At 68.1% G+C, this 13,777-nt stretch carries 11 protein-coding genes; 1 reads left to right on the top strand and 10 read right to left on the bottom strand.

Going from position 1 to position 13,777, the window contains the following annotated elements:
- Positions 1 to 7: 7 nt before the first annotated feature.
- The 5 genes from IEV93_RS12695 to IEV93_RS12675 form a co-directional block, all read right to left on the bottom strand.
- Positions 8 to 1,513, bottom strand: coding sequence for a sugar transferase (locus IEV93_RS12695; protein WP_229705074.1), 1,506 nt, complete (start codon positions 1,511 to 1,513; stop codon positions 8 to 10).
- Between the two features lie 319 nt (positions 1,514 to 1,832).
- Positions 1,833 to 2,444, bottom strand: a complete 612-nt coding sequence (locus IEV93_RS12690; RefSeq protein ID WP_188490048.1) for a TetR/AcrR family transcriptional regulator — start codon at positions 2,442 to 2,444, stop codon at positions 1,833 to 1,835.
- 11 nt (positions 2,445 to 2,455) lie between these two features.
- Positions 2,456 to 3,643, bottom strand: a complete 1,188-nt coding sequence (locus IEV93_RS12685; RefSeq protein WP_188490047.1) for a lipase family protein — start codon at positions 3,641 to 3,643, stop codon at positions 2,456 to 2,458.
- Entirely contained in the window at positions 3,640 to 5,133 is a 1,494-nt protein-coding gene (locus tag IEV93_RS12680) for a cellulase family glycosylhydrolase (protein ID WP_229705166.1), read from the bottom strand. Before IEV93_RS12680 ends, IEV93_RS12685 begins: the two co-directional genes overlap by 4 nt.
- A gap of 120 nt (positions 5,134 to 5,253) precedes the next feature.
- Positions 5,254 to 6,513 carry an acyltransferase family protein gene (locus IEV93_RS12675; protein WP_188490045.1) on the bottom strand — a complete coding sequence of 420 codons (1,260 nt, stop codon included), beginning with the start codon at positions 6,511 to 6,513 and terminating at the stop codon, positions 5,254 to 5,256.
- Positions 6,514 to 6,913: 400 nt separating this feature from the next.
- On the opposite strand from IEV93_RS12675, the gene IEV93_RS12670 reads away from it, so the two are divergent.
- Positions 6,914 to 8,464 (top strand): cellulase family glycosylhydrolase, encoded by a 1,551-nt coding sequence (locus IEV93_RS12670; RefSeq protein WP_188490044.1) that lies wholly within the window; start codon positions 6,914 to 6,916, stop codon positions 8,462 to 8,464.
- A 12-nt stretch (positions 8,465 to 8,476) separates the two neighbouring features.
- Here the strand turns inward: IEV93_RS12670 and IEV93_RS12665 are convergent, their stop codons facing one another.
- From IEV93_RS12665 to IEV93_RS12645, 5 genes are all read right to left on the bottom strand, one after another.
- The gene (locus IEV93_RS12665; protein ID WP_188490043.1) at positions 8,477 to 9,268 is read right to left on the bottom strand and encodes a class I SAM-dependent methyltransferase; all 792 of its coding nucleotides are present in this window, start codon (positions 9,266 to 9,268) and stop codon (positions 8,477 to 8,479) included.
- Positions 9,269 to 9,352: 84 nt separating this feature from the next.
- Positions 9,353 to 10,564: a lipase family protein gene (locus tag IEV93_RS12660; RefSeq protein WP_188490042.1), complete on the bottom strand. Its 1,212-nt coding sequence runs from the start codon at positions 10,562 to 10,564 to the stop codon at positions 9,353 to 9,355.
- Between the two features lie 13 nt (positions 10,565 to 10,577).
- On the bottom strand, positions 10,578 to 11,849 hold the full coding sequence (locus tag IEV93_RS12655; RefSeq protein ID WP_188490041.1) for a lipase family protein: 1,272 nt from the start codon (positions 11,847 to 11,849) through the stop codon (positions 10,578 to 10,580).
- Positions 11,846 to 12,511 carry a YveK family protein gene (locus IEV93_RS12650; RefSeq protein WP_188490040.1) on the bottom strand — a complete coding sequence of 222 codons (666 nt, stop codon included), beginning with the start codon at positions 12,509 to 12,511 and terminating at the stop codon, positions 11,846 to 11,848. Before IEV93_RS12650 ends, IEV93_RS12655 begins: the two co-directional genes overlap by 4 nt.
- A 23-nt stretch (positions 12,512 to 12,534) precedes the next feature.
- A complete protein-coding gene (locus IEV93_RS12645; protein ID WP_188490039.1) occupies positions 12,535 to 13,776 on the bottom strand; it encodes an alpha/beta fold hydrolase in 1,242 nt (413 codons plus the stop codon).
- Between the last annotated feature and the right edge of the window lies 1 nt (position 13,777).

Raw genomic sequence — 13,777 nt, 5'->3', positions numbered from 1 at the left:
GCAGGGGTCAGTACGCGCCGTCGCTCTTGCGCACCGCACGCGCGGTGCGCCACAGGATGAGCACGTCCTGCATGATCGACCAGTTCTCGACGTAGGACAGGTCGAGACGGACCGATTCCTCCCAGGACAGATCCGAGCGGCCCGAGACCTGCCACAGTCCGGTGATGCCGGGACGCACCAACATCCGGCGGGTGACGACATGGTCGTAGGTCTCGACCTCTTCGCGCAGCGGTGGGCGAGGGCCCACCAGGCTCATCGATCCACCCATCACGTTGAACAGCTGCGGCAGCTCGTCGAGGCTGTAGCGACGCAGGAACTTGCCGACGCGGGTCACGCGCGGGTCGTCCTGGATCTTGAACAGGACGCCGTTGCCCTGATTCTGCGCGGCCAGCAACTCGCGCTGCTGGTCTGCGTCGACGACCATCGATCGGAACTTCCACATCGGGAACGCCTCGTTGCCGACGCCGATGCGCTCGCCCTTGTAGAAGACCGGCCCGGGCGAGGTCACCTTCACCGCGATCGCGCACGCCAGCAGCACCGGCGAGAGCATCAGCAGCAGCAGTGAGGTGGCGATGCGGTCGAACGCGGACTTGAGGAACTGGTTGGCACCCTGGTAGCTGGGCTTGTCGATGTGCAGCAGCGGCAGGCCCGCGACGGGTCGGACCATCATGCGGGGTCCCGCGACGTCGGTGACGCCGGGCGAGACGAGCATCTCCACGTCCATGTCGTCGAGGTCCCAGGACAGCTCGCGCATCGCCGAGTGCCCGAGGACCTCGGCGGAGGTGACGGCGACGGTCGTGGCGCCGGACAGTGCCACCGCGCTGCGCGCGTCGGAGAAGTCACCGAAGACGGGGATCTCGTACCCGAACGACTCGATGATCTCGGGGTCGGACGGCTTGCCGATCGGCACGCAGAGACCCACGACCTCGTAGCCGAGCTCGGGGTTCTGCTGCAGACGGTCGATCATCGGCTTGGCCGATCGGACGCCGCCCATGATCAGCACCCGTTCGAGATACTTGCGCGACTTGCGCATCCCCACCAGGTGGCGGCGCATCCCCCATCGGGCGAGCAGCAGCATGACGGTGCCGAGCGGGAAGGCCACGGCGAGGAACCCGCGGGCGATGCTCAGGTTGAGGAGTTGGCAGACGATCGCGAACACGCCGAACGTCATCACCGACGAGGTGACCACGCGGCTGTACTCGGTGGGTCCACCTCCGAGCACACGGCGGTCGGAGCTCTGGGTGACACGCAGCATGGCGAACCAGGACACGGCGATCAACAGTGCGGCGACGATGGCCGGCCAGCTGAAAGAGCCGAAAGTATGGGTCAGGTCGTATCCGAACCGGACGATCAGCGCGACGAGCACCGCGGTGAGGACGACGACCAGATCGACGAAGCGGGCCCGGGCGGCGTATCGGTACAGCCAGCTCTGTGAACGTGGCTGCACGAATCGCGCGTCGGTGGTCGATGCGGCGGAGCGACGCGTCGTGGAGACGCGGAACGGTATGGACACTGCGACTTCCTCACGGTGACGAACTGGCCAGACGAACCCGCGCACCACTCTGTGCGATCTCCGACAAACGATGCGACGTGGACCACGGGGTCGTGTGTGCCACCGCCCTGCTCGCGCTATCTTTCGATAGCCTAAGGGAATCAGGCGGTGCCCGCAGGCCACTTTTCGCGTTCTTGACGGCTAATTCGTTCATCAGCACACATTCGTTACCGAAAATCCTCGTTTGAGGTCACCACAGTTTCAACGAACTCCGGTTGTCACATCGCCGTCACGAGATGTTCTCCGACAGACCGCGCCACGAGACGCCCCGACCAGCGGGTCAATCCGATCGGGGGTCCACGGTCACCGCACCGAGGGCCATGGCGGCCAGGAGTTCCCGCGCCCGTTCGGTCGGCAGGCCCGGCAGACGCGGTGCGGAGTTGATGAGACCGAACATCGCCTGGGCGCGTGTGGACGCGTCCGCACGTGGCACGCCCATGAGTGCCTCCAACACGTCGACCCACAGGTCGACGTACTGGCGCTGCAGGCGGCGCACGTCGTGGCGTGCGCCGGTGTCGAGTGACGACAGATCCCGGTACTGCACCTCGATCAGATCCGGCTCGGTCAGCGCGAAATCGACGTGGAACGCGATCAGCCTCCGGATCGCGGTCGCGGGTGCATCGCGACGCTCGATGACGGCGGCGCCACCTGTGAGCAGGCGGCGGGACACGTCGACGAGCATCTGGGCCAGCAGGTCGTGCTTGTTGGAGAAGTGTCGGTACATCGCCGGACCGCTGATGCCGACCGCCGCGCCGATGTCCTCCAGACGCACGCTGGCGTACCCCCGCTCGGCCATCAGTCGGGCCGCCGCGGCCAACAGTTCGTCTCGACGCGCCGCCTTGGCCGCGCTGCGCCGCGTCGGCGCGTGTTCGGGGTGCTCGGTGTCCGGCATGTCCTGACCCATCAGCAGTTCGAGGGAGCGGGCTTGCCGTCGAACCGGTCCTTCAACCATCCGAGGGCACTGGAGATGTCGACGTCGCCATGGCCCTTCCCGGGCTGATCACTCGATTCGACGACGCTGCCGAGGGCGCACGATCGTCGGACCGCGTCCCGGGTCCATTCGGGGTCGATGAAGGTGTCCGCGTCGCCGTAGAGGACGAGCATCGGTGCACTCGCCTTCATCCGGGGCAGGGCGTAGGACCGGAGCAGTTCGGTCAATCGTGCCGCAGCGGCATCACTGCGCGGTCCGACGTCGCCGGGCCCCAGTGCCGCGATCGCTGCGTCTCTGCGGGACACCAGCGGGCCCGAACAGGCGGAGAGCACGTCCCATTCGGCCGCGGCCGTGGCCGTCCGATAGTCGTCGCGCACGAACGCGGGGTCGATCCGGGCAGCCGCTTCGATGATCAACTGCATTGCGGCGCGCTGATCGGAGGTGAGGGTGCCCGCCCGCGCCTTTGCCACCAGACCCACGACGTCGGCGGCCGGGGCGGCATCGACGGTCCCCACCGGTGACAGTTCGGGGGCGTAGCGCGCACTCTCCTCGTTGGCGGCCCAGATGGCGCCGCCCCCCTGCGAACCCCCATAGCCGGCCCACCGGTTCGACACGTTGCCGAACACCGTTCGCACCGCCCGGATGGAGTCGATGACGTTGCGGCCTGCGGTCGGTGAGTCGAGATAGGGGTGCTCCCCCGGCGAACCCAGTCCCTGATAGTCGGGCACCGCGACCGCATACCCGGCGCCGACCAACGCCTGCGCGATGCCGATCAGTCCGCCGAGTTCGGCCGAACGCGATGGGGCACAGGCGTCGTCGATACCCACCGTGCCGTGGGCGAGCGCGACCACCGGCCAGCCACCCTCGGGCGCATCCCCGCCGGGCTCGAATCCGACGCCGGACACCTGCACCGGCCGACCGGTCGGGTCGGTCGACATGTACTCGACGACGGTGCCCTTGGCGCGGGAGATCTGCATCAGGATGGGCAGGTCGGTCTTCGCGGTCGCCTCGACGACCGCGCCGGGCGCCGACCCGCCGGGTACCGCGAGATCGGGGGTACTCGGCGAGATCACCGGCCAGAGCACGAACGAACCGATCGCGAGGATCGCGACGATCAGCACCGCGATCACCGCGAGGGCCGCCTTGAGCCGCCCGGTCATGACCGTTCGATCACGACCGGCTCGCCGAACGCCTTACGCATGGTCACGTGCTCGCAACGGACGACACGGCTGTTGCCGTCGATGTACTCATCGGTCATCGGGAATCCGTACTCGGGGCGCCATCGGTCCAGCATCTCACCGCTGAGCGAATGGGCGCCCGACCGCGGGGAGTAGAACACGGTGATCAGCCGCACACCGCGCGCGATCTGCCGTCCGTCGACGAACGGCCCGACCGGGGTGGCGCCGGCTCGATCGAGATACCTGCCCACCGGTGTCGGCGACGCGAAGCAGTCGTCACGAGTGCAGATCACCAGACCGTTGGCGAACTCCTGACGCAACTGCGCTATCCCCCGTCGCGATGCAGATCGGTACCAGGGGGTCACCGGGCCGCCGAGATCCAGGCCGCTGGCCTCGGCGGACCCGAGCAGTCGACGATAGGTCGGGTCGTCGACGACATGCATTCTGACCAGAGTTCGCAGACTCTTGTACAGCGGTTTCGGTGAGAAGTCGGTGGCGAGTACGCCGAACGAGTCCTCGCGGTCACCGGTGCCGGCGGCGCGGTCGCGGAGCTCGTGGATGATCGCCGGACCGGCATAGGACAGCTGGGACCACTCCTGCACCGACCGCGTCACCACATCGGATTGGATCTTGGTGTCCGACGGCAGGTCTCCCCTTGTCGGATAACCCATCTCGGTCGCCCACATCTTCTTGCCGCCGTCGCCGTGCGCTCGCATCTGCGCGTACATGTCGGAGACCATCCGCATCGCCGAGACGGGATCGAGAGGGTCGGCCGAGAACGACTCCGGATAGGAGTAGGGGTGCACGGCCAGCGCATCGAAATATCCTGCTGCCCCCGCGGCGTACATGCGCTTGAGGAAACGCAGCCCGTTCATCGTGAGACTCGAATCCACCGCGGTGGCAAGCGATCCGCCGATCACCAGGTTGTCCCGATCGACCGCTTTGATGGCGCGGTAGGCGGATCGCAGCATGGCCGTGTAGTACTCGGGATCGGGCCCCGGACGAAAGAAGTAACCCCCGTTCGGCTCGTTCCAGATCTCGTATCCCGCCAGTCGACCGTCGAAGTGATCGGCGACATCGCCTGCGAAGCGTCCGAACTCCGACACCGAACTCGGACGCTGCGCGATCGGGTTGCCGATGCCCGACTCCCACTGCGGCGTGTAGTCCACGATGCCGATCACGCGGATCCCCCGCTTGCGTGCGGCGTCGACGACCCGGTCGACCGGCGCCCAGTTCAACGTTCCCTGCACGGGTTCGACGACGGGCCAGGCGATGTCGAGTCGCAGCATGGTGGCGCCGAGGTCGACCATGGCGTTCAGCGACTTCGCGAGGACCTCGTCGTCGGAGACGATCATCAGGCTGCCGCCGTTGACCCCGAGCTCGACCAACGGGGTGGGCGACGCCAACGACGACGGCTGGGTACTGCTCCTCGGTACGCCCGTCGGGCTCGCACCGGTGCACCCGGCGACCATCAGCGCCACCATCGTCACGATCAGCGCGACACAGGCGACGCCGGGACGAGGGCGGTGACGCCCGGAGGGGGCCGTTGCAGTTGCTTGATCCTCAATAAACTGCAGTATAGCGATGTACAGCTATCGAGATTTGAACTTTCGGGCGTAATTGACGGCAGGTCTTTCCACATATTGATAGGTGACGGCGCCGCACAGAATCGATGCCGCCGAGAGCAGCAGAAAATTGCGGAACAGTCCGCCCCAATTGTCGCCGGCCATCAGTCCCCACCGCCCGAGCACCATCAACAGCGGGAAATGCCACAGATAAATGCTCAGCGAGATCCGACCCAGGTATTCGAACGGCTTCCAGTCGAGCCAGTCCGCCAACTTCGAGTCCTTGCCCTCGGCGAGCGGCAACACGATGATCAGGATGATCAGGCCCGAGGCGAGGGACGTGGCGGTGACCTGGAAATTGGACTGCACGATCAGCAGTACCAACATCACCAGCAGCGAGGGGAACAGCGCGATGATCGACCACAGCCGGATCCGTCGCGCGGCGGCCGGACCGATGTTGCCGGTGCCGACCGCGACGAACAGCACGACCGCGATCATGCCGAACGCGAAGGCGTCGCTGCCACCGAGGAAGCTGCGCAGCACGACCGCGGCCCAGTTCGGCCCGAAGTTCTGTTCGATCACATCGGTGATGCCGTCCCGGTTGCTCAACCAGGACGCGAACACCTTGCCCACACTGCCGAGCACGATCAGCGCGACCGGGGCGACCATCGCACTCGCGAACGGACTCCAGCCGCGACGGCGGTGCAGGGCGAACATCAGCGCGCCGAAGAACGGCAGCGACACGTAGAACGCGATCTCCAACGACAACGACCACGCCGGGTTGATGCCGGTCTGGATCAGCGACGGGAAATAGGTCTGGACCAGCGTGAGGTTCGCGAGCAGCGACCAGACGTCGGTGATCATGCCGGTGCCGGAGTCCGATCCCACGGTCAGGGTCTTCTGTGCGTTGTCCACGAACGACGCCTGCAGGACGTAGTTGGTGATCAGGAAGATCAGCAGATACGCGGGGAAGATGCGCAGGGCGCGATGGATGGCGTAGGCGCGGATGTCGGGTTGCGAGGTCTTGGCCAGGAACAGGTCGCGCACGATCGGCAGGAACAGCAGGAACCCCGACAGGGCGAAGAAGAAGATCAGCGCCTGACCGAGCAGCTGCAGTTTCCCGGATGCTGCGGTGTCCGGGGAGTAATGGCCCACGACGTGCACGGCGAGAATCGCCATGCAGGCGATGCCACGCGGCCCGTCGAGTCCCCGGATGCGTCCGCGGAACTTCCGTTCCGGAGGCTGCGGGACGACGCTCTCGCGGATCTCCGGTGGATGTTCGCTCATCGGTGTCTGTCCCCTCGGGTCGCCGCGTGCGGGCGGATGTACAGGCAGTGCCCACCGGAGCGTCGTCGAGCCGGTGTGTCACGGACGCGACGCCGCCGAGGCGTCGAACACCGTCGGCGTCACATGAAGAAACTATAGGTTGTCCGCCCCCGAGAGGGCGGGTGCCGACCCAGTCATTTTGCGTGGCGAAGCAGTTTTTTACCCGCCCGTATTCCGACCCGATACCGCGCCCCCATTCGGTGGGCGACTTTCTATCGGTTTCGGCCCGGATTTCGTTTCGTCGACCACCGGATCGGGCACCGGCAACGCAAATGGAGGCAGTCCGTCGCCCGAGCCGAGGTGTGTGTGGTTCACTCAGCCTCATCGTCTCCTCCCGCGGGGGTATCGCGAAAGGCTGTGCATGCGACGTTCGCACCTCCCGGTCGGCGGCGTCGGCCGCGGCCTGCTGGGTGTGGCGGTCGTGTGCATCGTGGCGGCAATCGTCGCCGTGACCCTGACCCACTCGTCGGAGCGCCCACGGGCCGCGCCGGTCGGACCGGCCGCCGGATCCCCCACGTCGTCGACGAGCCTCGGTGTGGCGTTCCCCGCCGACCTCTATTGGAACAGCCCCGCCGATACGATCGCCGACTTCGACCTGGCCGCGGGCACCTCGTTGCGCTCGGTGCGGTTGCCGGTGTTCTGGGGGCTGGTGCAGCCGACCGACTCGCGCACCTACGACTGGCGGGTCGTGGATCGTCTGATCGCCGACGCCTCGCGTCGGAACCTGTCCATCCTGGTCAGCATCGGCAGCACCCCGGCGTGGGCCGCGGCACCGGGATCGACCGGCCCGTACGCCGAGCCGGCCGACCCGGCGGCCTACGGCAGGTTCGTGTCGGCGGTCGCCACCCGGTACCGGGGGACGATCGCGGCGTACGAGATGTGGAACGAGCCGAACGGCACCATCTTCTTCGACCCCCGACCGGATCCGGTCGCCTACACCGCCTTGTTGAAGGCCGGCTACCGCGCGGTCAAGGCGGCCGACCCGAACGCAACGGTGGTCGGCGGCGCCCTCGGCGCGGTCATCGACTCCGCGGTCACCGCGAATCCGGTCGACTTCCTGCAGCAGATGTACGACGCGGGGGCGGGCGGCAGCTTCGACGCCCTCTCCTTCCACCCCTACAAATACGACCTCAGCCTCGGATCCGCGTGGACGATGCCCAACTCGCCCGGACAACAACTCAGCGCGATGCGAGAACTGATGCTCGCGCGCGGGGACGGCGCGAAGAAGATCTGGGCCACCGAGTTCGGAGCGCCCACCACCACGCTCGACGAGGGGCAACAGTCCGCGGTGATCGCCGACTTCCTGGACAAGTGGGCCGAACTCCCCTACGCCGGACCGGTGTTCCTGTTCACGACGCGGGACCGGGCGACCGGGAACGGGATGACGGAGGACAACTTCGGCCTGCTGCGCACCGACCGGTCGACCAAGGACGCGATGTGGAAGGTCGCCGAGTTGGCGCACTTCGGGGTCCCGACCACCCCCGAGTACCGGGAGTTCCAGGACTCCGCCGAGCCCGATCCGGCCTGGGGCGAGGCCCTGAGTCCTGTTGTCCCCGTGACTCGTTCGGGGATCCTCGGCCGCTACTACCAGCGGACGGCGGTGTACCGGACCCCGAAGGGTTTCCTCACCTCACCCGCACCCGTGGCCGCACTGATCGCGAGGGCGGACACCTACCCGACCACCGAGTTCGACGACGGCCATCAGGACGTCGCATCGGGCGGGCGGGTCTACTGGTCCGACGCCACCGGCACCCACCTCGTCGGCGGTGGCGTCGTCGAGGCGTGGACACGCGCCTTCGGTCTCGCGATCACCGACGAGGTACCGCAACCCAACGGCGGGGTGAAGGTGACCTTCGAGCGTGGCGTGATCACCTGGAGCCCGTCCGCCGGGGCGATCGGCATGCGTTCCTGAGCGGAACGGCGCCTACGATCCGGTCAGGCGACCGTGGATCGAACGGGCAACACTGCTGCGGGCCAGCAGTTCACGAGGCGTCTTAGCGACATCGGCGATCAGCACGACCGGGTGACCGGCGAACGACGAAGCGCGGCAGTGGAACAGCGCACGATCCTGATACTGCGCGGTGATCGCGGCGCGGTAGTCGTCACTGTGGTCGGCGTCGGCGAAGAAGACCTTGTTGTACCCGATCGCGAACGGCGCCAGTGCCGTCGGGCGTTCGAGGTACCGGAGGGTGCCCACGACCACTTCGGGCCACGCGGCGTTGAACACGTCGTCGGCCACGACGACACCACCGGCGGACAGGGTTTCCTCGGCCAGCGTCATGTCCGAGAGCACGACCTCCTCGGTGTGGCCGCCGTCGACGCTGAACAGTCGGATCCGGTCGCCGGCGAGCGCGGTCAACTCCTCGGGGGTCACGACGGTCGAGTCACCCTGATGGATCTCGACCCCGTCGGCGCCTGCGAACCTCTCGACGTTGCGCACGAACCGTGCGCGGTCGCCCTTGCCGGATGCGTCGATGTTCAGGTCCTGGTCGCCGAAGATGTCGATGGCCACCGACTTCTCACCGTCGCGCAGCAGCAGATCCATCCCGATGAACAACTGCCCGTGGTGCACACCGATCTCGGCGACCCCGCCGGTGATCCCGCGGTCGCGCTGCTGCGTATCGATCAGCCGCAGGAGCGCGAAGACCTCCCGCTGGGCCCAACCCTGAACAAGTCGATGCCCTACGCGGGCGTATCCGTCGAACGTGCGCTGCATGGTGAGAGGGTAACAGTCACACCGCAGTTGAGCCGTTCAACGAAACAGCGGTCCGGCCTCCCCGGCGCGTGTACGCCGAGGAGATCATGCGCGAGCGCAGTCGTCGACAGGCGCGGCACCGTCGAACCGCTGGTCGAGCCAGGTCAGCGAGTCCGTCACGTCGATGTCGCCGTGCCCTTTGCCCGGATCCGCCCGGAACGTGATCGATCCTCCCAGGGCGCACGACCGTCGGATCGCGGCGGCGGTCCACGACGGGTCGATGTAGGTGTCCTCGGTGCCGTACTCGACGTAGAGCGGGGCCGACAGAGCGCGCTGCGGCAGTGCCCACGCCGTGAGATAGGCCTTGAGCTTCGCAGCCGCCGCCGGGGTCGCCGGGGCGAAATCCATCCGTCCCAGGGATGCGACCGCCGCACCGCGGTCGTGTACGTCGTTGCCTGCGCAGGCCGACAGCACGTCCCATGACCGTGCCGCGGCGCCCCGGCGGTAGTCGTCGAGCCGGAGGTCGGGATGCAACCGCCCCAGGGACTCGATCACGGCCTGGAGGACCGGCCCCTGATCGGTGGTCAAGGTTCCGGCCGCCGCCTTGTCGACGAGTCCGGCGACGTCGGCCGCCGGCGCGATCCCCACGGCTCCGACCAACGTCAGATCGGGGGCCCGCGTGGCGGCCTGCTCGTCGGCCGCCCAGGCCGCTCCCCCGCCCTGGGATCCCCCGTACGCGGCCCATCGGTTCGACACGTCGTCGAACGTGTTCCGCAGTGCGCGTACGACATCGATCATGTTCAGCCCGGCGGTGCGGGCGTCGCTGTACGGGTGCACCCCCGGGGCGCCGAGCCCCTGGTAGTCGGCCATGGCCACCGCGTACCCGCGCTTGACGAAGCTCGCGACCACCGGCGTCTGGCCGAGCAGGGTCGGTGAGGTCGACGGCCCGCACTCAGTGTTGATGCCCAGGGTGCCGTGTCCGAACGACACGACCGGCCACCCGCCCTGCGGCGCCGCACCGAGCGGGGTGAACACCGCCCCGGACACGACCGTCGCGGCGCCGGTGTCCCCGGACGTGGAGCGGTAGAGAACCCGCGCCGACTTCATCTGCGCGCCTTCGAGTCTGCGCGAGAACGCCGTCATGGGTTCCGCCTCGACGAGCGATCCGGGCGCGTCACCGCCGATACGGGCACCCGGCACCGCGGCACGGTCGTCGGACGCCTGATCCCCGCCGGTGGCCACCACGATCGTGGCGATCACGGCGGCGATCACGATCACGATGACGACCCCGACGACGGTCCACCGCCTGCGGGTCATCGCCACAGGTGCCTCACCCCTGGTCGCCGAATGCGGTGCCCGGCGCAGACGTCTCGAGGGTGGCGGGCGGACGGTTGCACCCGTTCACCACCGGGGCATCGGCCAGCCGGTTCTTGATCCAGGTCACGGCGTAGGTCGCGTCGATGTCGTCGTGTCCACGGTCGGCGAGAAGATAGGACTCGACACGGGCGCCCAGTCGGCACACACCGGTCACCGCGCCGCGGGTCCACGCCGGGTTCACCAACTGGTCCTTACCTCCGTAGATCACCAGCATCGGCGCTCCGGCAGCGGTTTTCGGCAGGCTCATCTCGCGGAGATAACCGCGCAGGGTGTCGGTGGCGGCGCGCGACGACGGGCGTACGTCGTCGGCGGTGATCAGTTTCGTGACGTCGGCGCGCTGGCCCGCGGCGGGGCCCTGGCACGCGGTGAGCACGTCCCACCGCTCCTCGACCACGCCACGTCGGTAGTCGTCGAGGTTCATCTCGGGGTGTTCGTTCTTCAGCGCGTAGAGGATCCACGGGTAGAGGGCCATCTGATCGGTCGTCAGCGTCCCTGCCTGCGCCGCGTCGGCGAAGCCGATGATGTCCGCCGCGGGGGCGAGGCTCACCGACCCGGCGAGGTCGAGCCCGGAGCCGTAGGCCTCGGAGCGTTCGTTGGCCGCCCAGGACGCCTGGCCGCCCTGCGAAGACCCCAGGGCCACCCACCGGTTCGAGGTGTCGGGCACCAGCTTCCGGGCGGCCCGCACCCCGTCGATCATGTTGTTGCCCTCGGTCGTCGAGTCGAGGTAGGGGTGATAGGTGTCGTCGAGACCGAGTCCCTGGTAGTCCGGCATGACGACTACGTACCCGGTGTTGACCAGGACACCGATCGCGTCGACCGACCCGAGCAGCGACGGCGACAGCGACGGCGCGCACTCGTGCTGCACCCCGGTGGAGGTGTGGCCGAAGGCGACGATGGGCCATCCGCCGGCGGGCGCGGGTCCGACCGGGGAGAACACGGTGCCCGACACCAGCTTCTCGCTGCCGTCGGTCCCTGAGGTCGACGTGTAGGTGATCCGGGCGGCGATGGTGGTGAGACGCGTGACGCGTCGGTCCACGGTGGGCAGCGTCGTCGCGGACCTCAGGGTGCCGGGGCCGGCACCGGAGAAATCGCCGGGGATCGTCACTCCGGTCGCGCCGGGCGTCTGTGCGGTGTCGGAACCGTCGTCGGAGCACCCGGCGAGAACCGCCGCCGCGACGACGAGGGCGCACAGCGCGGCGAGCAGCCGACGGGAACGCACGATCATGTGACGGTCTTCCTCACCACGGACGTGGAGATCGACTGCTCCACGAAGTTGTTCAACTGTGAGCGGTGCACGGCACGGTCCCGGATCAACGCGCGCGCGAGCACCAGCACCGCACTGAGCGCGAACCCGATACCGCCACCGAGCGTCAGGGCATCGACGATCGAGGACTCGACGCGCTGGGCACCGGTCGCACCGCCCACCGGTACCAGTTCGGCGACGGGCCCGTCGTCGGTCGACTCGACCTCCTGCGAGAGTCGCGCGAGGTTGCCGCCGAGGGCGTTGACGGTGTCGATCGCACGGGAGGCCTCCGACGCGGAGACCGTGAGGTCGAGGACCACCGACTTGGGCGCGATGACCGCGAGGACTTCGGTGGCCAGCTCCCCGGTGGTGGTGTCGAGCTTCAGCTGATCGATGGTGCGCTGCAGCACGATCGACGACGTCGCCATCTGCTGATAGGTCGTCATACGGGCGGTCGCACCCAGGTCCCCCTGCTGCGCCGCTCGCACACCCGAGTCACCGGCCACGGTCGCGAACAGCTTCACCGACGCCGTGTACTGCGGCTGCTCGATCAAGGTGGAGACGTACCCGGCCCCGGCCGAGAGCACGGTGGCGATCGCGATGACCATCCAGTTCGCGGCCAGGATCCGCAGGTAGTCCCGCACACGCGGGACGGGGCGCGGAGGCCTCACGTTCTGCCGGGGCAGGTGTTGTCAGCGGTGTGGCCGTCGATCCGATCCTTGATCCACGGCAGACCGCGGGCACTCTCCAAATCGCTGTGGCCCTGTCCCATGCGCTTGTCGATGTCGATGACGTCACCCTGTGCACAAGCGCGCTTCACGGCCGCGTCGGTCCACCGGTAGTCGACCAGGGTGTCCTTCGTCCCGTACATCAGCAGCATGGGGCCGGTGATCTTGTTCTTCGGCACCGCCAGCGCCTCGAGGAGGTCACGCAGACGCGTGGTGTCGGCGGGGGTGTCCGGCTTCAGGTCGGCGTTGGTGACCGCCTCGCGCGCCTTGAGCACCTCGTTGAGGTTGGCGGTGCAGTCGAGCAGCAGATCCCACTTCTGGGCCAGGGACGGGGTGCGGTACCGGTCGAGGTCGAAACCGGGATTGCTCCAGCTCAGCGTCTGCAACGCGAAGATCAGGGCGACGCGCTGGTCGGCGGTCAGTGTTCCGTTCTGCGCGGCGTCGGCGAGACCGGACATGTCTGCGGGCGGGGCCATGGCCAACGTGCCCGTCAGATCAAGACCCTGCCCGTAGGCGCCCGCCCGGTCAGCGGCACCCCAGGCCGCGAGTCCGCCCAGCGAGTGCCCGAAGGCGGCCCACCTGGTGCCGATCGCCGGATCGAGGTTGTGCGCCGCGCGCACCGCGTCGATCATGTTGTTGCCGAAGGTCGCACCGTCGAGGAACGGGTGGCGGTAGCCCGGCACGCCGAGCCCCTGGTAGTCCGGCATCGCCACCGCGAATCCGGACTGGATCATGCTCGCGATCATCGAACCGTTCCCGACGAGGGTGTCGAACTGGCTCGGTGCGCACTTGTCGAGAACCCCGGTGGTGCCGTGTCCGAACGCGATGACGGGCCATCCCCCCTCGGGTGCGACACCTGGCGGTATCGCGACCAGTCCGGACACCTCGGTGGGCTTTCCGCCGGTGCCCTCGGTGGAACGGAACACCATCCGGATCGCCTTGGCGTCGACGTCCTGGAGCTCGGTGTTGTCCTCGAGGATGCTGGTGCTCACCACGGCACCCGGGCCGGTCCCGCCGGTCGAGGCCGACGTCGTCGGGATCTGGGCCGAACCGTCGAACGGTGGCGCGATCGACCGCACCACCGGCGAGTCGCCGGCCGGTCTCGGGGGCTCGGACGTCGAGCAACCCGCGACCAGCGCGAGAGACATCACGATCAGGGGCACGGCCCGCCGCAGCTTCATC

This window comes from Williamsia phyllosphaerae (genome assembly GCF_014635305.1).
Lineage (GTDB): Bacteria > Actinomycetota > Actinomycetes > Mycobacteriales > Mycobacteriaceae > Williamsia_A > Williamsia_A phyllosphaerae.
Note: the sequence above shows the minus strand (reverse complement) of the source record. Positions and strands in the feature narration are given on the sequence as shown.